The organism is Pseudomonas sp. GW821-FHT02H09 (assembly GCF_059421425.1).
Map to the genome: position 1 here is coordinate 78,572 of NZ_JBWKVA010000024.1, position 20,388 is coordinate 98,959.

Sequence of the window (20,388 nt, forward strand, 5' to 3'; positions counted from 1 at the left end):
TGGGAGCGAAAAATCGGCGAAAAAACAATCGGAGACGTCTCAGTGCTGTCGCAAATTGCGACGAAGCACCTGCCCCAGCACGCTCGCCAAAATCCATAACTTGCTGAAAATCAGCCAGTTATCCGAACTTATCCACTTGGCACAGCCATTGCGAAAGACCTCGCCTCACTTCGAACCTTTATTTTCGAACAACAAGAGGTCACGCCATGCAGCTCCCTTCCCTGCTCCCTGCCACCACTGCTTTTATTCAACGCGCGCCACGCATGCTGATCGGCGCCGAATGGGTCGAGGCCGCTGACGGTCAGACCATGCCGTTGCACAACCCGGCCAGCGGCGAAATACTTTGCGTGGTGCCCCGTGCCACAGTGGACGATGTGGATCGCGCGGTGCTCGCGGCACGCCAGGCATTCGATGATTCTGCGTGGACTCGCACCCGGCCTCGGGAGCGGCAGAACCTGCTGTGGAAGCTCGCCGATCTGATGCAGCGCGACGCCGAAGTACTGGCGCAGCTGGAATGCCTGAACAACGGCAAAAGCGCGGCGGTGGCACAGGTCATGGATGTACAGCTGTCCATCGACTTCCTGCGTTACATGGCCGGTTGGGCGACCAAGATCGAAGGTTCGAGCGTCGAAGTTTCATTGCCACTGATGCCGGATGATCAGTTTCACAGTTTCATCCGCCGTGAAGCAGTGGGTGTGGTCGGGGCCATCGTCGCCTGGAATTTCCCGCTGCTGCTGGCCTGCTGGAAACTCGGCCCGGCACTGGCGACCGGTTGCACCGTAGTGCTCAAACCGGCTGACGAAACACCGCTGACCGCGCTGAAACTGGCGGAGTTGGTGCTCGAAGCCGGCTACCCGACTGGCGTGTTCAACGTGGTGACCGGCACCGGCATTACCGCTGGCTCAGCCCTGACCCACAACCCGCTGGTGGACAAACTGACCTTCACCGGCTCCACCGCTGTAGGCAAAGAAATCGGCAAGATCGCCATGGATTCCATGACCCGCGTCACGCTGGAGTTAGGCGGTAAATCACCGACCATCGTCATGGCCGACGCCGATTTGAACAGCGCCGCAGCAGGCGCCGCCAGCGCAATATTCTTCAACCAGGGTCAGGTTTGCTGCGCCGGTTCGCGGCTGTATGTGCAGCGCAAACACTTTGACAATGTAGTGGCCGACATCGCCGATATAGCCAACGCCATGAAGCTCGGCAATGGGTTGGACCCTAGCGTGCAGATGGGTCCATTGATCTCGGCCCGCCAGCAGGAACGGGTTTATCGCTATATCGAAATGGGCCGTGAAAGTGGCGCGACCATCGCCTGTGGTGGCGAGCAGTTTGGACCGGGCTTTTTCGTCAAGCCGACAGTGATCGTCGACGTCGATCAGAAGCACTCGCTGGTGCAGGAGGAAATCTTCGGCCCGGTGCTGGTGGCGATTCCTTTCGACGACGAAGCCGATGCCCTGCGCATGGCCAACGACAGCCCCTACGGTTTGGGCGCGAGTATCTGGTCCAACGACCTGGCGGCGGTGCACCGGATGATTCCGCGGGTCAAGTCCGGTTCGGTGTGGGTCAATTGCCACAGCGCCCTGGACCCGGCGCTGCCGTTTGGTGGCTACAAAATGTCCGGTGTCGGGCGGGAAATGGGTTATGCGGCGATTGAACATTACACCGAGTTGAAGTCGGTGCTGATCAAGCTGTGACACCCTCACCTGATCGTTCCCACGCTCTGCGTCACATCCTAAAGCGGAACGCGGAGCGTCCCTGGCGGCATTCCCACGCGGAGCGTGGGAACGATCAAACAGCTTTTGTAGGAGCAGCCGGCCTATACCCCTGCCCCAACAACCATCCGCGAACCATCCTCCCCTGCTCCACCGTCAAATCCGCCAGCGCCTGTTCCGCTGGCCGGGTTTGCAGACGTCGCAGTAAAGGCGCCAGCTCAACGCCCTGCAGATGCCAGATCCCCAGCGGCTGATCCGCCGTCACCACCACCTCGGCCTCATCCACCAAACCCTCGCGCAACACCGGTGCACGCTGTATCCGTAGCGAGGCGAAGTCCGCCGGTTTGTGCGCCGGTTCGCTGTCCGGCCACTGGCGACGTGCCTGCCAGAACGGCTGCTCCTGCCAGCGCTGTTCATCGGCATAGAAGTCACGACCGATACGGGCAAAACGTAGAAACAGTTGCTCGACTCGTTGCTGATGAAACTGCTTTGCCAGGGCCGCGCGTTCAGGTGCACGGAGTAACGTGTTGATCACCACCGGCGCCTGCAACGCCGAAGACAAGGACTGAAAGATGCCGTTACCCGACAGCGGATCAACCGCCATCGCTGCATCACCGACCCGAATCCAGTTATCCCCGCAGACCTGCGGACAAAGGATCGCCGTGCTGCTGCGGGCATGCAGTTGCAGCTCGATTTCAGGTGCAGCGCCAAAAAAGTCGATCGCCAACGCCGATGCCTGGCGCCTGCCCCGACAGTAATCGAGCAACTGCGCCTTACCCGGCAACCCGGCGCTGGCCACGTCCACCGTCAGTTGCCAATAACATTGACCATCGGCCCGCCGCGCCATCCAGGCCCAACCGTCTTCAAGACTCTCGACCGCGCTTGCCGTGGTGCCCGGCGTACCTTGCCAGCGGTTGAGCAGGCTGACGGTTTCCGGCCCGCGCAGACCTTTACCCAACGCCGGAGCCTGGCGTCCTCGCGACTCAACCAGAAAATGCGCCGCTATATCTGCGCGCCCTTCGACTTCCACTCGATGGCCCGATACCTCTGAATGCACCGCCAGCACCCGCCCTTCGACCAACTCGACACCGGCCAGGCGCAAATCTTCGCGCAGGCCTCGATCAAAGCGCGGACGATCCAGCAGGAATTCGATATTTTGCGCGTGTTGCTGAGCGTTCCACGACACCTGACGCTGGGAAGGCAGCGTCGCATCGTCCAATGCATGGGTAAAGCCCGCGCCACGCAGGGCGTCGAGAACCCGCACCGAAACGCCTTCCAGTGCCGCAAACCGGCGCCAGTCACTGACCAGCGTCACCGGATAGCCAAGCCGCCGCAAGCCCAACGCCACCGCCGCCCCGGCTGGCCCGGCCCCGAGAATGAGGATCGCACTCATGTCCAGACGCGCCGCTCAGGGCCGCGGTAACAGGCATTCTCGCGCAGCCATTCGATGATCTGTGGATTGCTTGCATCGTCATGTTCGGCCAGATAATTGGCGATATGCCCGCTCAATGCCCCACACCCCAGACTCGCACCGGATTGCCCCGGATGAGTGCCGCGAACACAGGCTGCGAAGTCCGCCTGCTGACTGTTGAGCCACGACCATTGATGCTCGCCACAACGCGCATCGCCGGTGACCCGCAGCACCCCCGGATAACTCGCCGGAAACACTGCCGCGCCCTGCGCCGGGCAGGAAGCGCAGAGCAACACTCCACGCTCCTGCGCCAACCCGCAGGCTTCGCGCAGCAGGCTGCGATCCTGACGCAAACCCAGGCTCAAGTTGATCAACCGCACATCCTGCTCGACCAACCAATCAATGGCCGTGGCGATCTGCAACGCACTGGTCACCCCGCGCTGATCGAAAACCTGCGCAACGCAAAACAACGCCGACGGTGCACGCTGACAAATGGCATCGATCACTGCGCTGCCATGGCCGAGGGGATCATCATGCAAATCATCTTCAGCCAGCCCCTCATCCACCAGACAGAAACGCCGCCCGGCGACCACTCGCGTTCGCTGCGCCATTGAATGACCGCTATCGACAACGCCGATCCGCAGCTCAGGCTTCATGCAGCACCTTCGATGACTTGAGCACACCGTCCACCAATTCAAAACGCAGGTCGGCGTCCGCCAGGGTCGAGGGCCGATGACTGATCAGGATCCGCGTACGCCCGGCAAACAGCCGGTCGATGGCCTCGATCACCTCGCGCTCCGTGGCTTCGTCGACCGCCGAAGTGGCTTCATCGAGCACCAGAATCAACGGGGCTTGCAACAGCGCGCGGGCGATGGCGATCCGCTGTTTCTGACCGCCCGACAGCTGCTGGCCGCGCTCCCCCAACGGGCTGTCGAGGCCTTCGGGCAAGGATTCGATCAGGCTGTCGAGTTGCGCCAGACGCGCCACTTCGGTAATCGCTTCGCGGCTGGCCGAGGGCACGCTATAAGACAGGTTGTCCGCCAGGCTGCCGCGAAACAGTACGATGTCCTGACTGACCACGGCGATGCGCCGGCGCAACTCGAACAGGTCCAGCTCACGCAGGTCAACGCCATCGAGCAACACCTGGCCGGACTGTGGATCGTGGTGGCGTTGCAGTAGATCGATCAGTGTCGTCTTGCCAACACCGGAAGCGCCGCTCAACGCGACTTTCAAACCATAAGGGATTCGTGCTTCGATGCCGCACAAGGTCATCGGGCGCCCTGGATGGCTGTAATGCACCGCTTGAAAACACAGCTCACCCGAGCTCGGCATCGGCTGCGGATCGGCCGGGGTAACGACGCTCGGTTCTTCACCGCGCAACTCCATGACCCGGCCAAGGCTGACGGTCATGCGCTGGATGGCCACGTACAGCCCGAGCAGACTCTGCACCGGCCCCACCGCCATCCCCAGATAAGTGGAAAACGCGATCAGCGCACCGAGCTGCCACGTCCCCTGCACCACCCAGTAACCGCCAATCAAAAAAGCACAGGCGCGGGACAACGAGGTCAGGGTACCGGGGACCGACTGGGTGAAAAACTCAGTCACCTGCAGGCGCAGCAACTGACTCATGTAACCCTGCCCCAGCCTCTCCAGCCGACGCGCTTCGCGCTGTTGTTGACCGGCGCTCTGGATGAACTTCATCACCGGCAAAGTCTCGACCAGGAACGACGACATGTCTGCCGAGCGCTCACGCAGCTGTCGTACATCGCGCTCGACTTTGCGTCGCATCCAGCGCAACCAGAGCACGTCCAGCGGAATCAGCACCAACGCCAGCAGCGAGAGTTTCCAGGACAAGGTCAGCAACATCGCCACCGCGCAGACCAGCCCAATGACGCTGGAGACCGCGGAGAACAGCGAATCGACAGCGAAGCGCTGGATCTCCGCAACGTCGCCGTCGAGGCGCGACATCAGGTCGCCGATCCGCCGTTGCCCGTAAAAGCCTGGCGACAGCGTCTGCAAATGCCGATACAGGTCATCGCGCAAGGCGAAGAGAATTCGTCCGGAAAGCCGCGTGTGCAGGTATCGATTGATCCCCGACAGCGCCGTGCCGAGCAACCCGGCGACGATCATCAATCCGGCAATCAGTACCAGCATGGGAAAGTTGCGCGCCAGCAGGCCATCGTCGATCAGCAACTTGGTCAACCACGGTTGCACCAGCACCAGCAACGAGGCGCACACCGACAACCCGAGCAGGCCGCCGATGGCCAGGCGATGGGGCCGGACGAAGCCATACAGCCACTTCAGCGCGGCTTGCAGCGCTTGTGGGTCCCGGCTATCGATCAGCCTGACAATCAAGCGCTGCATCAGTTGCGCAACTGTTTGAGTTTGCGATACAGCGTCGCGCGACTGATACCCAACGCGTCGGCGGCGGCCGACACGTTGCCTTGATGGCTGTCCAGCGATTGGCGGATCAGCTCCAGCTCGTTCTCGCGAATGCTGCCGGTCTGCGGCCGGTCACTGGTGTTGAGCTCATCGAGCATGCTGTCGGGCAGATGCTCCGGGCTCAACTCGATCTCGCCTTCTTCGCGCATGGCCAACGCGGTGCGCAGGACCATTTCCAGCTGGCGGATATTGCCTGGCCAGTGATAGCCGGCCAACAAGGCGTTCAAATCCTCGCGGAGCCTGATCGCAGGCGCGCCCAATTTTCCCAACAAGCTGTTTACCAAGGCGCTGAAGTCCTCACGCTCGCGCAGGGCCGGCAACATCACGCTGATGCCATTGACGCGGTAGAACAGGTCCTCGCGAAAGTGCTTGTCCTCCACCAGACGCTTGAGGTCGCGGTGGGTGGCGCAGATCAGCGCCACATCGATGTCCTGCTCCTCGCCGGCGCCCAGCGGCGCGACTTTGCGATCCTGCAAGACCCGCAACAAACGGGCTTGCAACGACAGCGGCATGTCGCCGATTTCATCGAGAAATAGCGTGCCGCCGTGGGCCTGTTGCAGACGGCCGATCATCCCGCCGCGACGGGACCCGGTGAAGGCACCTTCACGATAGCCGAACAGTTCCGACTCGATCAGACCTTCCGGGATTGCCGCGCAGTTCACCGCGATAAAGGGTTTGTCGCAGCGGCTACCGGCCAGGTGCAATGCCCGTGCGATGACTTCTTTCCCGGTTCCGGTCTCGCCCAGCAGCAACACCGGCAACTGATTGGCCAAACCTTGACGGGCCATGCGCAAAGCACGGGCATAGCGAGTATTACTGCCTGCCAGGGCATCGAAATCCGGTTGAGTTTTTGCTGTTTTGCCGAGACTGCGCGCTGTGCTGGCGACGTTGATCGAGCGCTGTGGCGCACGCAGGGTTTTGTAGAAGAATTCGCCTTTGGCGGTTTGCAGGCTACCGATGCCGCCCTGCTGCAGACGCGCCAGCAGTTGCAAACCATCCACCCCGAGAAACTCCTCGCAGCGGCGCCCCACCAAGGCCGAACGCTCGGCGTTGAGCAACTGACAAGCCTGGGCGCTGACCGCCAGAATCTGCCCGCCAAGGCTCACCGCCAGCAGTCCTTGCCAGGGTGATTCGAGGTACTGTCGACGACTGTGAAAAGCCAGAACGATCTGCTCTGGATAGCTGGCGTTGAACACCCGGCTCTCAATCTGGCTGACCGCCATGGCCAGCAACGCGGTGCTGTCATGGACTCGCCCGAGCGGACCTTCACGGGTCAAATCGAGTACACCGAGGATGTCGCCCTGAGGACAATGAATCGGCACCGAGGTGCAGGAGAAGTCACTCAGGCGATCGAGGTAATGCTCGCCGCAATCGATAAGGGTCGGCCGGGCTTCCACCAGTGCGGTGCCGAGGGCATTGGTGCCGCGCACCGCTTCGCTCCAGCAGGCACCGAGGGTGATGTCTTGCAGCCCACTGCCCTTGAGGCGATCGGCGCGACCTTCGACGGCCAGAATGGTGGCCTCGGAATTGGCCAGAATGATCAGCCCTTCCTTGCCTTGGCGAGCGGCCAGGTAGTCGATCGCCGGCATTGCGGCATCGATCAACAGGCGATTGCTGGCCAGCAGCACCTCAAGGCTGGCGCTCGACTCCAGAGCCAGCTCATGATTGCCATTGAAATGCACACCATGGCTGAGGCTGCGCCGCCATGACGCATCGATTTCGGCCCGCAACACCCCATCGGGGACTTCGCCTTCAAGATGAAGCTTCTCCCGAGCCAGTCGGGCTTCATGTTGCAGTTCACTGTTTATTGTTTTTATAAGAGTCATCAAGCGCTCCGGATCGGTCCGCCCAGTAAAACCTGCGCCTGGATACAGCAGCGCCTGATGCAATCTTTACGTTAACGTCAAGGCAATGGCAAGTGCCGTATGGCGACTGCTTGTTCTAGGCCAATTAACCTTCATCGTCTGTCAGATGGTTGCGAGCGCTTCGCGCTCGTTCGCGGGCAAGCCTCGCTCCTACAGTTGATCGCGTTTTCCGTAGGAGCGAGGCTTGCCCGCGATATAGGTAGCCCTGTCAGTCGATATCCATTCACCTGAACAATCAGAGGCTCCAAACCTGCGGTCCCTGAAAGAACGCCCGCGCATTATCCTCAAGACTCTCCAGGTGATACCCGCCCTCCTGCACAATCAAACACGGCAATCCAAGGCTGCGAATCCGCTCACCCAACCTGGCGAAACCGTCGCGGGTCACCGCCACTTTGCTTTGCGGGTCCAGCTCATAAATATCAAAGCCCAAGGACAGCACCAACACATTCGCCCCGAAGTTCTTCGCCGCCGCCAGTGCCAACTCCAGCTGACCCAAAAAATCCGCCTCGCTGGCACCGTGGGCCATTGGCAGGTTGAGGTTGAAGCCTTCCCCTGCCCCCCTTCCACGCTCGTCGGCAAAACCGGCAACCCCCGGATAGAAGTTGGTCGGATCGCCATGAACCGAGACATACAGCACGTCATCCCGGTCATAGAAAATCTCCTGAATGCCCTGACCGTGATGCATGTCGGTATCCAGCACCGCGACCCGTTCAAAACCGCCGCGCAGCATCTGGGCTGCAATCGCCGCATTGTTCAGGTAGCAAAAACCACCCGCCGCTTCGGCCCGTGCATGGTGCCCCGGTGGTCGACACAACGCGTAGGCAGCCGGCTGGCCGTCGAGCAAGGCCTGGGCTGCGGCTATTGCGCTCTGCGCCGACCAATAGGCCGAACGCCAGGTCAGCTCACCCACCGGACAACTGCCGTCGGCCAGGTAACGCGCGGCTTGGGCGAGAATCCCGCGCAATGCATTGGGTTCGCGAACGAAGATGTTCGACATCACCTCATCGCCCCAGTCCTCCGGGATTTCCTTCCAGCGCTCATGGGCCTCCCGCAGGAATTCCAGATAGGCCGCACCATGCACCGCCAGCAACGGTTGCAAGCCAGCATCCGCAGGTTGCAGCACCTCGAAACCAAGAGAATGCGCCGCCCGGACCAAGCGTTGAGCCCGCTCCGGAACTTCCTGTGGCGTGCGCATCTGGCCGCGTGAGTAGTAGCTGCGTGGGTGGTGGAGCAATTGTTCGGGGTGGAAAAAACAGCGCATCATCTTCTCCTCATTCAGCCTTCCCGGCGCGAGCCAGCACGGCATTGAGCAATACATCGGTGCCCTGACGCACATCTTCGGGCAACACATCTTCAGCTTCGTTATGACTCAAGCCGCCGACGCAGGGAATAAACACCATGGCCGTTGGGCAGAACCGCGCCAGGTGAATCGCATCATGGCCGGCGCCGCTGACAATCGATTGCTGAGCGTAGCCCAGACCGTCCACCGCCTGCTGCACCGCCGCCACACATTCGGCATCGAACGGCGTCGCCGGGCTGATCCAGTGTGGGGTGATGCTCACACGCAAACCACGATCTTCGGCGATGGCCTGCAAGCGTGCGCGGACCTGTTGCTCCATGGCCTCGATAGCTTCGTCGCGGTGATGACGCAAGTCCACAGTGAAATTCACCAGCCCGGGAATGGTATTGCGCGAGGACTTGGCAATGCTCAGTTCACCGACGGTGGTCAGGCCTTCAGGGACGAAATCGGTAGCCAGTGCTTCCAGCGCCAGAATCATCTGTGCCGCGCCGAAGAGCGCGTCCTTGCGCAGCGGCATGGGCGTGGTACCGGCGTGGGCGGCCATGCCTTCGACCCGCACGTCGAGCCAGCGAATCGCCTGGCCGCCGCTAACCACACCGATGCTCTTGGCGTTGTCCTCAAGAATCGGGCCCTGTTCGATATGGGCTTCGAAATAAGCATCCACAGCGCCGCCCAACGGCCGTTCGCCAGCATACCCGGTGCGTTGCAAAGCCTCGGCAACACTGATGCCATCGACGTCACGCACGGCCAACGCGGCATTCAGATCCATGATGCCGGTAAACACCGCCGAGCCGAACATCGCCGGGGTGAATCGCGCGCCTTCTTCGTTGGTCCACACCGCTACCTCCAGCGGCTTGCGGGTCTTGATCTGCAGATCATTCAGGCGTCGCACCACTTCCAGGCCGGCGAGCACACCATACACACCATCGAAACGCCCGCCTTCGGGCTGGGTGTCGAGGTGACTGCCCATCATCACTGGTGCGGCATCGGGGTCCGTCCCGGCGCGACGGGCGAACAGATTGCCGATCGGGTCCACGCTCAAGGTCATCCCGGCCTCGCGGCACCACCGGGCAAACAATTCGCGTCCGGCCTTGTCTTCCTCGCTCAAGGCCAGACGACAGCTACCGCCGCGCGCCGTAGCGCCGATTTCGGCCATGGCCATCAAGCTTGTCCACAAACGTTCACCGTTGATTTTCAACATCAGTCATTTCTCCAAAAATAAGGGGGCGCTCAAGCGCCAGGAGCCTTTTGAAACAATCTTCCTCGAAGGCTGCGGCTTTGCTTGATCGCATGAACGGTCTATCGCTCCCGCGCAAAACGCGGAAGCGATCAGCACCCTCAGAACAGCGGCAGGCTGTAGCTCACCACCAGGCGATTCTGGTCCTGATCGCGAGAGGCTTCGCTGCGAGATGTACCATTGCGCCAGCCCATGGCCACGCCTTTGAGTGGACCGCTCTGGATCACATAATCAAGGCTGAAGTCTCGTTCCCACTCCTTTTGATCCGGACCGGCAGTTGTCTTGATACCCGTACCTGACAAATACATGGCCGAGGCTTTAAGCCCCGGCACGCCCAAGGCTGCGAAGTCGTAGGTGTATTGAGCGAAACCGGTGCGCTCCCCTGCACGGGTGAAGTTCTGGATGTAGCGGTCGGTCAGCAGGTACACGCTGGAACCCGAGGCGCCCTTGTCTGGCAAACCACCCTGATTGAGTTGAACGAAGTTGCTGTCCCTGGATACTTGCTGATAACCCGCCATCAGCGTTTGGGCACCAATACCCCAGGTGAAAGCCAGGCTCCAGGTATCGTTGTCGATCTTGCCGTTGCCATCCTTGGTGAAGCCGCTGGTCCGGAAGCCTTCGCTGCGCCCGGCGGCGGATGCGTTGGCCCCCTCGGCGGTGGTCTTGAAGTAGCGCAGGTCGGTTTTCAGCGAGCCAAAATCACCCAGCTTCAAGTCATGCACCAGACCGCCAAAATGCTGTTGGTAATAGTCCTCAAGGTTGGCGTAGTAATACTGCGCAAGCAGCGCATCAGTGACTTTGTAATCGGCTCCGGCAAAATTGAACGCATTACTTTCCTGCGTCCCGCCCGCCACTGCCAAGCCGGTGCGGTCGCTGGAGCCACGACCGGTCGCGTGTTCGATATGGCCGCCAGTCAGGGTCAGATGCTCGAAGTCGTTGGAGACGATCTGCCCACCTTCGAAGGTCTGTGGCAACAGGCGACCATCGTTGGCCACCAGAATCGGCAGCTTGGGGGTCAAAGTGCCGTAGAGCACTTGCGTCCTGGCAAAGCGCATCTTCGCCGTCGCCCCCAGGCGTGCCCATTGCTCAGCGGCACCTTTGCCGTCGTCAGGGATCATCGAGCTGCCCACATGGCGGCCGTCACCACTATCGAGTCGAACACCCAGTAGTCCTAACGCATCAACCCCGAACCCCACAGTACCGTCGGTAAAGCCCGATTGATAATTGAGCATGAAGCCCTGGGCCCACTCTTCGGTTTTCGACGGAGCGGCGCTCCCGTCGCGATTGTCGTTGTTGTAATAGAAGTTGCGAAAGCCCAGCGTCGCTTTACTGTCTTTAACAAAGTCCGCCATGCTCAACGGACTGAAAAGTGCACTACCGATCATGACCAGTGCCAAGGGTTGTTTGTTCATTAAATAGAATTCCATAAAACCACGATTATCTTGGCGAGCAACTTTCTACTGTTGATGAGTTGTAACACTCAGTACTTGCGCCAGTGATTCACCGGCGCACAAGCGCTCCAGCAACTTCGGCTCGGCGCGATCCGAAGCCAGCGCTTGTTCGATAACTTGCGCCGCTGTTTGCAGATCGAGAAACAGCACTCCGTTATCGTCGGCCAACACCAGATCACCAGGGAGTACCTGTATTCCCGCGCAGTGAATCGGCTGATTGATCGGGCTATCGCCACGACCATGGAGCTTGGTGGTCAACAGGCTGGTACCACGGGCAAAAACCGGCAGCCCGGCCTCGCGCAGTTCCAGCAAGTCGGTTACCACACCGTCCACCACAATCCCGACGGCGCCGGCACAGCGGGCCGCGCAACTGGTGACCGCACCGACCGGCGCATGCCGCAGGTCGCCGCCAGTATCGATGACCAGCACATCCCCGGGCTGCAACAGCGCCAGCGCCTGGTTCACCGCGATGGCGTCGGCGCCGCGCAGGCTCAGGGTCACCGCACGACCGACCAACTTGACCCCCGGCACCATGGCGCGCAGCCGTGAATCGGCAAAGCCGTCTTCAAGAAAGTGCCCTAGCGTCGGGAAACTCACTGCTTTGAGTTGCTCGATCAAAAGCTCTAGTTGCGCCTTATCCATGGTCCGGGGCTCCTTTGATCAGTTCGGCCACACAGTCAATTTCCAATGACACGCCCCACAGTGCGACACACACGGTGGTTCGCGCGGGCGGCGCATGGCCGAGCAACTCACGGTAAACCTCGTTGAAGGGCTCCAACTGTGCGGGGTCGGTCAGGTAGGCATTGACCTTGACCAGATGACTGAGGCTGGACCCGGCTTCAATCAGGATCGCCTCAAGGTTGCGCAAGGTCTGGTGCACCTGTTCGGCAAAACTTGCAGGCTGGTCGTCGAGCCCGGTCTGAGCCGGAATCTGTCCGGCGGTAAACACCAGATGACCGCTGACCACCGCTTGTGAATAAGGCCCCACCGGCCCAATGAACCCTGGTGCTGACTGGATTCTGCGCATGCTCTGTGAACTCCGTAGGGATCAGGCCGCAGCCGATTTCAGGGGGGTGGCAGCAGGCTGACCCTCGGCCGAGGCCGAGACTTCGCTGATGTCTTTCTTGAAGGTTTCGGTCAACAGCAACAGCGCCACCAACGAGATCAGCGCCGCACCGATCATGTACCAGGCCACGGACGAGCCTTTGCCGGTGGCCGCAAGCAACGCGGTGGTGACAATCGGAGTCGCCGCGCTACCCAGCAGGCCGGAAAGCATGTAGCTGATGGACAACCCCGAATAGCGAACGCGAGTGCCGAACAGCTCGGCGAGGAAGGTCGCAATCGGCCCGTAGTTGGCGGCGAAAGCGGTCATCAACAACAGGTAGCCGAAGATCACCATCGGCAGTTCTTTGGTGTCCATCAACCAGAACATCGGGAACGCCACCAAGGCTTCAGCAACGATCCCGGCCACGATAATCGGCTTGCGACCGTAGCGATCCGACAACGCCCCGAATACTGGCAGCATGACGATGCAATACGCGCAGGACAGCAGCACCACACCGAGCATCACGCTGCGGCTGAAACCGAGGTTCTGCGTGCCATAGGTCAGGCCGAAAGCGACGATGATGTTGAAGGACGCGCCGGTCGACATGGTGGCGATACCGCCCAGCACCACTTGCTTCCAGTATTTACGAAAGACTTCGGCGACCGGCATTTTGACCTGAACCTCAGCCTCCTTGACCTTGTTGAAGGCTGGCGTTTCGGCAATGTTCAGGCGGATATACAACCCCACGGCGATCAACAACACACTACCCAGAAACGGAATCCGCCAGCCCCAGGCAAGCAAGTCCTCAGGCGACAACCAGGCAGCAATTACCAGGAACGCCAGATTGGCAATCATGGTCCCGGCCGGAACCCCGATCTGTACCCACGAACCATATAAACCGCGCTTGTTGGCCGGCGCATGCTCCACCGCCATCAACACCGCGCCGCCCCATTCCCCACCGAGGGCCAGGCCCTGAATCACCCGCAACAGCAGCAACAGAATGGGCGCCCACATACCGATAGCCGCGTAATTGGGTAACAGACCGATTGCGAAGGTCGCTGCGCCCATGGTCAACAGCGAAATCAGCAGCATCGACTTGCGTCCAAGCCTGTCGCCGAAATGCCCGAACAGTGCCGCACCCACAATCCGCGCCAGGTAAGCCGAAGCAAAGGTGCCAAAGGCCAGCAAGGTGCCGATCAGCGGAACGAAGTCCGGGAAGAACACTTTGTTGAACACCAATGCCGAAGCGGTGGCAAACACAAACAAGTCATACCATTCCACCGTGGTGCCGATCACACTGGCGACTGCCACTTTTTTCATACTAATTTCAACTTCGGGTGGTGCGGGGCACTTTTCTACAGACGATATTTCGCTCATAACTGTCTCCAGAGAGCTCTTCAAGAACTCGATGTTTAATTGTTATAACTGGCAGTAAAACGTTTAAAGCGAGGATTATTTTTATAGCCGGCTCGTCAGAACGAACCGGTTCACAAGGCATATTTTATAGTTAACAAACCTGCAACTTCGCTCCGTTGAGGAAGTTACTCAATAACCCAAGGTCATATCCACGCTGTTCAACAACGGCTCACCGGCATTCAGGCGTCGAACATTTTCCGCCACTTGCTCGGCAATACAGTCATGGGACGCCGCCGACGCCATATGCGGAGTGATCGTCACCCCGGGCATGCTCCAAAGTTTGTGTTCTAGCGGTAACGGTTCACGTTCGAATACATCAAGTAATGCGCCACGCAACTGACCGCTTGCCAGCGCCTGTTCGAGATCATCGATCCGCAGATGAGCGCCCCGTCCACAGTTGACCAGCGCTGCGCCGGGGGCGAGCCGGGCAAACGTCGTACTGCCGAGAATGCCGCGGGTTTCAGGGGTCAGCGGCAGCAAGTTGATCAACAATTCCACGCCATCGAGAAAAGGCTCGAAGCCTTCAGTCCCGGCGAATGCCTGCACACCCGGCAAGCTCTTGGCGCCACGGGCCCAGCCCCGCACCGTATAGCCGGCTGCAGCCAGATCGCTGGCGATGGCACTACCCAGCGAGCCAAGGCCCATGACACCCACCCTGAATTGCTTGGCTGAACGTTGCAGCGGGCGTTGCCATGTTTTTTCGCGCTGTTGTTGCAGTACCTGGTCGAAGCCGCGGTGATAGTGAATCACCGCCCAGCGCACGTACTCGGTCATCCCTTGGCGATGACCAGGGTCGACCACTCGGCACACCGGTAAATCGGGACACGACGGGTCATGCTCAAGATGATCGACACCCGCAGCCACGGAGTGGATGACTTGAAGATTGCTCAACGCCCCCAGACTGCCGGGCAATGGAAACCAGCACGCCGCCACCTGCGCCGCTGCGGCCGCCGGATCATCCATCAGCACCGCGTTGATTTGCGGTGCAGAACGGGCGAAAGCGGTTTGCAGTTGCTCGAGCAAGAGGCTGTCGCGTGACAGCAGGACGACCGTGTTCATGAGCAGTAAGACTCGCGCTGGGATTCAATCAGGGTCAGGGCGGCCTCCCAGGCCAGATCGATGATGTTGTCGGACTCATCCCGATCGAACTGCTCGGCGGTGTGCGCGCAGACCTCCGGGGAAGGGAAATGCAGCGCCGAACCACCGGCCAGGGCCTGGACCTGCGCCTGGCAGGCACGCTCCAGGAAATGAATCTCCTGGAAGGCCTGAGCCACGCTGGCGCCGCCGACCAACAGCCCGTGATTGCGCAGGATCATCGCCCTGTGCGGTCCCAGATCGGCAATCAACCGCTCGCGTTCGTCCAGCGACAAGGCGATGCCTTCATAGGTGTGATAGGCCAGCTTGCCGTAGAACTTCAGCGCATGCTGGCTGATCGGCAACAGCCCCTGCTGCTGGGCCGCGACCGCCATGCCGGCTGCGGTGTGGGTATGGATCACGCAGTTCAAATCCGGGCGCGCCATATGAATCGCCGAATGGATGACAAAACCCGCCGCATTGACCCGATGATCGCCATAGGCCGGGTCGACAATCCGGCCCTGCTGGTCGATACGTACCAGATCCGAGGCGCGCATCCGGTCGAAAATCACTCCGTAGCGATTGATCAGGAAGTGATGTTCAGGCCCCGGGATGCGCAAGGTGATATGGGTATCGATCAGGTCGGTCATGCGAAAGTGCGCGACCATCCGGTACAGCGCCGCCAGTTCGCAACGGGCCTGCCATTCAACCGGGCTAATGTGTTCAGGTTTGCTCACGAATACACCTCTTTAGGAGCGTGGGAGACGACCGGGTTGGCCCGCAACCGGGCCAGGCCGCAAACGCCGATCAAGGACACGGCCGACAGCAGCGTGAAGAACACCGCCAGCGGTAACCATTGTCCGGAAAACTTGCTCGCCAGCAGCGTACCGATCAGCGGCGTGGTGCCGCCGGCCAGAGCGCAGCTCAACTGGTATGCGATAGAAATGCCCGAGTAGCGCAGGTGCACCGGGAAGGCCTGGGACATGTAACCGGCGATGACCGCGTACAAGGCCGAGAGGATGACGACCGCCAAAGCGATGCCGATGATCATCAGAAAAATGTTTTGCGTGCCTACCAACAGGAACATCGGGTACGGCGTGACCAAGCACAGCAAGGCAACCAGTTTGAGAAAGCGGCCTTCACCGATACGCTCGGCCAACAGTGCGGAGAGTGGTTGGGACAGTAGCTGGATGATGGTCACCAGAAACAGGCAGTCGAGAATCGTCGAGCGAGCGATGCCTTGATACTGGGTGACGTAGGTAATCATGAAGGTGTTGGTGAAGAAGAACCCGGCCGACCCGATGGTCACCGCCGCTGCGGCAAACAGGATCTGCCGCCAGCAGCTGCGGATAACTTCCATCACCGGGTATTTGGCGGTCTCGTTGTTGTCCCGCACTGCGGCGAACTCCGGCGACTCGTGGACTCCGGAACGGATCATCAAACCGACCATCATCAGCACGCCGCTGGCGAGAAATGGCATACGCCAGCCCCACTCGAGAAAGTCCTGCTGATCAAGGGATGTGACCAGACGAAAAGCGATCAATGCCAACAGCAAACCTGCCGGACTGCCGAGCTGAGCGAAGGATGCGTAGAACGTCTTGCGGTTGGCCGGTGCATGTTCACTGGCCATCAGCACCGCCCCGCCCCATTCGCCGCCGACCGAAATGCCCTGAATCAACCGCAGCGCAATCAGGCTGATCGGTGCCCAGATTCCGGCACTGGCGTAGCCGGGCAACAGGCCGATGCCGGTGGTGGCCAGGCCCATGAGTGCCATGGTCACCAGGAGCATTTTCTTGCGCCCGAGACGGTCACCCAAATGGCCGAACACCATGCCGGCCATAGGGCGGGCAATGAAGCCAACCGCAAAACTGCCGAACGCTGCGAGGGTGCTCATCACCGGATCGCTGCTGGGGAAAAATACTTGCCCGAGCACCAACGCAGCCGCCGTCGCATAGATATAAAAATCGTAGAACTCGATGGTGGTGCCAATAAAGGCTGCCGCCGCCGCTCGTCGCGGCTGAGGGGTGGTATGCATGCAAGGACCCTGTGTATTTATTGTTGGGCAGGTACTGAAGGCTGAATCCGGTTGCACTCTCTGGCGCTTGTGAGCTTTATCGCCGCCGGGCTAGGATTAGTCAATTTTCATATTCTTATCTTTACTATTAGCCCTGCTACTACTGAGAAAATCATGCCCTCACCTACCTCCACCTCCAACCCATGGGTCGGCCGACGCTTTCTCAATGATCGCCTCGACTGGAACCTCTTGCGCACCTACCTGGTAATCGGTCAGGAAGGCAACATGAGCCGCGCCGCTGCGCGCTTGCACATCACCCAGTCAGCGGTGAGTCAGGCGCTCAAACGTCTCGAAGAACAGCTTGAATGTGTGTTGATTGCACGTAGCGGAAGGCGCTTCGACCTGACTGAAACCGGGGAAGAAGTGCTGCGCATTGCTGCGGATATTTACGGAGATATTTCGCGGCTAGGGACAGTAGTGGAGAGTCGGCATGACGACCTGGTGGGCAAGATTCGCCTGCTCACCGTCAGCGGTGTCCAGTCGGCGCACTACGATGAGTTTCTGGCGGACTTCCATGTCACCCATCCGAACGTCGAGCTTGAAGTCGAAGTGATGGGCAGCTCGAACATCATCAGTTCGCTGCTGCAAAAGACCGCGACCGTGGGCGTAGGATTGTGCCGACTGGTACAACCACGGCTGGAACAGCGGGTGCTATTTCGCGAACGTTATGCGTACTTTTGCGGGCAACGCCATCGGCTGTTCGGGCAGGAGAATCTGACACTGGAGCAGATTGCTGCCGAGAACTTCGTCAGCTTCACCAGCGACCAGTTGGGCGGCAATCTTTCACCCCTGACGCTGTTTCGCGACCAGCAAGGGTTTACCGGCAAGATCGTCGCATCCTCCACCAGTTTCGAAGAGATTCATCGCCTGATCTGCGCAGGGTTCGGCATCGGTTGTTTGCCCATTCATCTGGTGCGCCGAGATGTCGAGCAGGGTCTGCTCTGGCGCCTCCCCCCTGAGGACGGGGTGGTAGACTTCGATATCCAGCTTCTGTGGAATCGCGAGCAGCGAATGAGTCAGGCCGAGAGCGTGTTTCTGGAGAGCTTCCAGCACATGCTCAGCATTCGTGAGCAGGTGCTGTGAAGGTTTAGCCTCAGACGTGGGGATCGCCCGGGGCTTTGCTCGGGGCGGCGTACTGCGGCTTCAGATGCCCGTCCTGATCCAGCAGCCAGGCATCCATGATCTGCCGCACCACCGGACCTGCGACGCGCCCCCCGGCCTCACCGTTTTCGATCATCACCGAGATGACGATCTTCGGATGTTCCGCTGGGGCGAAGCCGACGAACAAGGCGTTGTCGCGATTGCGCTCCTGAGTTTTCAGACGGTTGTAACGCTCGCCCTGCTTGATCGCGACCACTTGAGCCGTACCGCTCTTGCCCGCAATCCGGTATTGCACCCCGATCGCCGCCGCGCGGGCAATACCGCGTGGATCGTGCATGACCATCTGCATGCCGTGGTTGACCTGTTCCCAATCCCGCGGATCTTTAAGCTGAATGTTTGGCATCGGGTGCTCATCCACCGGCGCCACACCGTCCACAGTCTTGGCCAGGTGCGGACGATTCCACACGCCTTTGTTGGCAATCAACGCAGTAGCCTGCGCCAGTTGCAGCGGCGTCACCTGCATATAGCCCTGACCGATGCCGAGAATCACCGTTTCGCCGGGGAACCACGGCTGGCGACGGGTGGCGCGCTTCCACGCCTGAGACGGCATCAAACCGGCCGACTCTTCGAACATATCCAGCGAGACCTTCTCGCCGAGACCGAACATGGTCATGTAATCGTGCAGTCGGTCGATGCCGAGCTTGTGTGCCAGGTCGTAAAAATAGGTGTCGTTGGAGCGCATGATCGCCGCGTCCATATCGACCCAACCATCGCCGCTGTGGTTCCAGTTACGGTATTTGTGATCGAAGTCTGGCAACTGGTAATAGCCCGGGTCGAAGACCCGGGTCTGGGCCGTGACCACGCCAGCGTCCAGCCCGGCAATTGCCACTTCTGGCTTGATCGTCGAACCGGGCGCATACAGGCCACGTAACACCCGGTTGAACAGCGGTCGGTCGATGGAATCGTGCAGAGCGGCGTATTCCTTGAAGCTGATGCCGGTGACAAACAGATTCGGATCAAAGCTCGGCTTGCTGACCATGGCCAGCACCTCACCAGTCGATGGATCGAGAGCGACTACCGACCCGCGTCGATCACCCAGGGCCTCCTCGGCCGCTTCCTGGAGCTTGACGTCGAGACTGAGCACGATGCTTTTGCCCGGAATCGGGTCGGTGTGCTTAAGTACCCGTAGCACGCGGCCCTGAGCATTGGTTTCGACTTCTTCATAGCCGACATGACCGTGCAGCTCGGACTCGTAAAAGCGTTCGATGCCAGTCTTGCCTATCGATTGGGTACCGCGGTACTCCACCGAGTCCAGGGCCTTGGATTCTTTCTCGTTGATCCGCCCGACATAGCCGATCGAATGGGCGAAATGCGCGCCCAACGGGTAGTGACGAACGAACTGCGGCTCTACCTCGATGCCGGGCAGACGGAACTGGTTCACCGCCAGCACGGCTATCTGCTCCTCGGTCAGCTCATAAAACAGAGTGACGGGAACAAAGGGATGACGCGCTTGCTTCATCTCTTTGTCGAACAGAGCCCGCTCTTCAGCCGGCAAGTGCAACAGACTGACAATCGAGTCCAGCTCGCCTTTCAAGTCGGCCGCACGCTCGCGGGTGATGGTCAAATTGAAGCTGGGCTGGTTATCTGCCAGTAGTACGCCATTGCGGTCGTAAATCAGGCCTCTGGTAGGCGTGATCGGCAGTACATGCACCCGGTTGTTTTCAGAGATCGTCGAGTGATAGTCAAATTCGACCACCTGCAGGAAATACATACGTGCGACCAACGCGCAGGAGATAGCGACGACAGACAGCGCACAGGACAGTAGCCTTTTATTGACCAGGCGCGTTTCTTTTTCGTGATCCTTGATCGGTATCGGTTCGGGCATTTCTACAGCAGCTCTTTGAATGGGTTAAACGACGCTCCCTGCGCGTGAAATCAGTCCTTTTGAAAAACGAGCTGCACCATACCAAAAAGTCCCGAGTCACTTGCGGGTGTTTTCCCTGAACGGCTGTCCTTGGCGGCCAATGCGACGGTTGGAGTCCTGCTTTTACTTACGCACACTGTGTGAATTCGTGCGCTCTGACGGCCACTGCCTGAAGAGATCACTGGACGCCCGAGTGCGCGCCATGGCGTCTTGGAAATCGCCATCGCGAGCCAGCCCGCGCCGACAAATCGCGCGCAAAACAAAACCCCTACCTGCAGATGCAGATAGGGGTTTCGGAAGTTAATCTTGACGATGACCTACTCTCACATGGGG

The 20,388-nt window shown here is 60.0% G+C and carries 16 protein-coding genes; 2 read left to right on the forward strand and 14 right to left on the reverse strand.

The annotated features are described in order from the left end of the window. Nucleotides 1–206: 206 nt before the first annotated feature. A complete protein-coding gene (locus AC07VR_RS26710; RefSeq protein ID WP_494994061.1) occupies nt 207–1,697 on the forward strand; it encodes an aldehyde dehydrogenase family protein in 1,491 nt (496 codons plus the stop codon). A gap of 94 nt (nt 1,698–1,791) precedes the next feature. Here AC07VR_RS26710 and qhpG read toward each other — a convergent pair whose 3' ends face one another. The 13 genes from qhpG to AC07VR_RS26775 form a co-directional block, all read right to left on the reverse strand. Continuing rightward, nucleotides 1,792–3,108 carry a flavin-dependent monooxygenase QhpG gene (gene qhpG / locus AC07VR_RS26715; protein WP_495013057.1) on the reverse strand — a complete coding sequence of 439 codons (1,317 nt, stop codon included), beginning with the start codon at nt 3,106–3,108 and terminating at the stop codon, nt 1,792–1,794. Next, nucleotides 3,105–3,782 (reverse strand): subtilisin-like serine protease QhpE, encoded by a 678-nt coding sequence (gene qhpE, locus AC07VR_RS26720; RefSeq protein WP_495013058.1) that lies wholly within the window; start codon nt 3,780–3,782, stop codon nt 3,105–3,107. The genes qhpG and qhpE overlap by 4 nt, the downstream gene beginning before the upstream one ends. Further along, nucleotides 3,772–5,490: an ABC transporter ATP-binding protein gene (locus AC07VR_RS26725; protein ID WP_494994064.1), complete on the reverse strand. Its 1,719-nt coding sequence runs from the start codon at nt 5,488–5,490 to the stop codon at nt 3,772–3,774. Before AC07VR_RS26725 ends, qhpE begins: the two co-directional genes overlap by 11 nt. Next, on the reverse strand, nt 5,490–7,394 hold the full coding sequence (locus AC07VR_RS26730; protein ID WP_495013059.1) for a sigma-54-dependent Fis family transcriptional regulator: 1,905 nt from the start codon (nt 7,392–7,394) through the stop codon (nt 5,490–5,492). Before AC07VR_RS26730 ends, AC07VR_RS26725 begins: the two co-directional genes overlap by 1 nt. Before the next feature lie 274 nt (nt 7,395–7,668). Beyond that, the gene (locus AC07VR_RS26735; protein WP_495013069.1) at nt 7,669–8,694 is read right to left on the reverse strand and encodes a histone deacetylase family protein; all 1,026 of its coding nucleotides are present in this window, start codon (nt 8,692–8,694) and stop codon (nt 7,669–7,671) included. Between the two features lie 10 nt (nt 8,695–8,704). Next, nucleotides 8,705–9,934, reverse strand: coding sequence for a Zn-dependent hydrolase (locus AC07VR_RS26740; protein ID WP_495013060.1), 1,230 nt, complete (start codon nt 9,932–9,934; stop codon nt 8,705–8,707). A 137-nt stretch (nt 9,935–10,071) separates the two neighbouring features. After that, a complete protein-coding gene (locus AC07VR_RS26745) occupies nt 10,072–11,382 on the reverse strand; it encodes an OprD family porin (RefSeq protein WP_495013061.1) in 1,311 nt (436 codons plus the stop codon). A gap of 45 nt (nt 11,383–11,427) precedes the next feature. Further along, on the reverse strand, nt 11,428–12,063 hold the full coding sequence (locus AC07VR_RS26750; RefSeq protein ID WP_495013062.1) for an RraA family protein: 636 nt from the start codon (nt 12,061–12,063) through the stop codon (nt 11,428–11,430). Beyond that, complete coding sequence (locus AC07VR_RS26755; protein WP_495013063.1) at nt 12,056–12,448, reverse strand: RidA family protein; 393 nt, start codon at nt 12,446–12,448, stop codon at nt 12,056–12,058. The genes AC07VR_RS26750 and AC07VR_RS26755 overlap by 8 nt, the downstream gene beginning before the upstream one ends. Before the next feature lie 21 nt (nt 12,449–12,469). Further along, nucleotides 12,470–13,843: an MFS transporter gene (locus AC07VR_RS26760; RefSeq protein ID WP_495013064.1), complete on the reverse strand. Its 1,374-nt coding sequence runs from the start codon at nt 13,841–13,843 to the stop codon at nt 12,470–12,472. Between the two features lie 168 nt (nt 13,844–14,011). Further along, nucleotides 14,012–14,941, reverse strand: coding sequence for a 2-hydroxyacid dehydrogenase (locus AC07VR_RS26765; protein ID WP_495013065.1), 930 nt, complete (start codon nt 14,939–14,941; stop codon nt 14,012–14,014). Continuing rightward, the gene (locus AC07VR_RS26770; RefSeq protein ID WP_494994073.1) at nt 14,938–15,693 is read right to left on the reverse strand and encodes a class II aldolase/adducin family protein; all 756 of its coding nucleotides are present in this window, start codon (nt 15,691–15,693) and stop codon (nt 14,938–14,940) included. Before AC07VR_RS26770 ends, AC07VR_RS26765 begins: the two co-directional genes overlap by 4 nt. Then, complete coding sequence (locus AC07VR_RS26775; protein WP_495013066.1) at nt 15,690–16,991, reverse strand: MFS transporter; 1,302 nt, start codon at nt 16,989–16,991, stop codon at nt 15,690–15,692. Before AC07VR_RS26775 ends, AC07VR_RS26770 begins: the two co-directional genes overlap by 4 nt. A gap of 153 nt (nt 16,992–17,144) precedes the next feature. On the opposite strand from AC07VR_RS26775, the gene AC07VR_RS26780 reads away from it, so the two are divergent. Beyond that, nucleotides 17,145–18,113: a LysR family transcriptional regulator gene (locus AC07VR_RS26780; RefSeq protein WP_495013067.1), complete on the forward strand. Its 969-nt coding sequence runs from the start codon at nt 17,145–17,147 to the stop codon at nt 18,111–18,113. A gap of 10 nt (nt 18,114–18,123) precedes the next feature. Here the strand turns inward: AC07VR_RS26780 and mrdA are convergent, their stop codons facing one another. Continuing rightward, complete coding sequence (mrdA, locus tag AC07VR_RS26785; protein ID WP_495013068.1) at nt 18,124–20,016, reverse strand: penicillin-binding protein 2; 1,893 nt, start codon at nt 20,014–20,016, stop codon at nt 18,124–18,126. Nucleotides 20,017–20,388: the final 372 nt, after the last annotated feature.

What these genes read in the sequence shown, in the direction of transcription:
- AC07VR_RS26775 (WP_495013066.1), bottom strand. Translation starts at nt 16,991, where the DNA reads ATGCATACCACCCCTCAGCCGCGACGAGCGGCGGCGGCAGCCTTTATT.
- AC07VR_RS26730 (WP_495013059.1), bottom strand. Translation starts at nt 7,394, where the DNA reads ATGACTCTTATAAAAACAATAAACAGTGAACTGCAACATGAAGCCCGA.
- AC07VR_RS26765 (WP_495013065.1), bottom strand. Translation starts at nt 14,941, where the DNA reads ATGAACACGGTCGTCCTGCTGTCACGCGACAGCCTCTTGCTCGAGCAA.
- qhpG (WP_495013057.1), bottom strand. Translation starts at nt 3,108, where the DNA reads ATGAGTGCGATCCTCATTCTCGGGGCCGGGCCAGCCGGGGCGGCGGTG.
- AC07VR_RS26760 (WP_495013064.1), bottom strand. Translation starts at nt 13,843, where the DNA reads ATGAGCGAAATATCGTCTGTAGAAAAGTGCCCCGCACCACCCGAAGTT.
- qhpE (WP_495013058.1), bottom strand. Translation starts at nt 3,782, where the DNA reads ATGAAGCCTGAGCTGCGGATCGGCGTTGTCGATAGCGGTCATTCAATG.
- AC07VR_RS26780 (WP_495013067.1), top strand. Translation starts at nt 17,145, where the DNA reads ATGCCCTCACCTACCTCCACCTCCAACCCATGGGTCGGCCGACGCTTT.
- AC07VR_RS26750 (WP_495013062.1), bottom strand. Translation starts at nt 12,063, where the DNA reads ATGGATAAGGCGCAACTAGAGCTTTTGATCGAGCAACTCAAAGCAGTG.
- AC07VR_RS26745 (WP_495013061.1), bottom strand. Translation starts at nt 11,382, where the DNA reads ATGAACAAACAACCCTTGGCACTGGTCATGATCGGTAGTGCACTTTTC.
- AC07VR_RS26725 (WP_494994064.1), bottom strand. Translation starts at nt 5,490, where the DNA reads ATGCAGCGCTTGATTGTCAGGCTGATCGATAGCCGGGACCCACAAGCG.
- AC07VR_RS26740 (WP_495013060.1), bottom strand. Translation starts at nt 9,934, where the DNA reads ATGTTGAAAATCAACGGTGAACGTTTGTGGACAAGCTTGATGGCCATG.
- AC07VR_RS26710 (WP_494994061.1), top strand. Translation starts at nt 207, where the DNA reads ATGCAGCTCCCTTCCCTGCTCCCTGCCACCACTGCTTTTATTCAACGC.
- AC07VR_RS26735 (WP_495013069.1), bottom strand. Translation starts at nt 8,694, where the DNA reads ATGCGCTGTTTTTTCCACCCCGAACAATTGCTCCACCACCCACGCAGC.
- mrdA (WP_495013068.1), bottom strand. Translation starts at nt 20,016, where the DNA reads ATGCCCGAACCGATACCGATCAAGGATCACGAAAAAGAAACGCGCCTG.
- AC07VR_RS26755 (WP_495013063.1), bottom strand. Translation starts at nt 12,448, where the DNA reads ATGCGCAGAATCCAGTCAGCACCAGGGTTCATTGGGCCGGTGGGGCCT.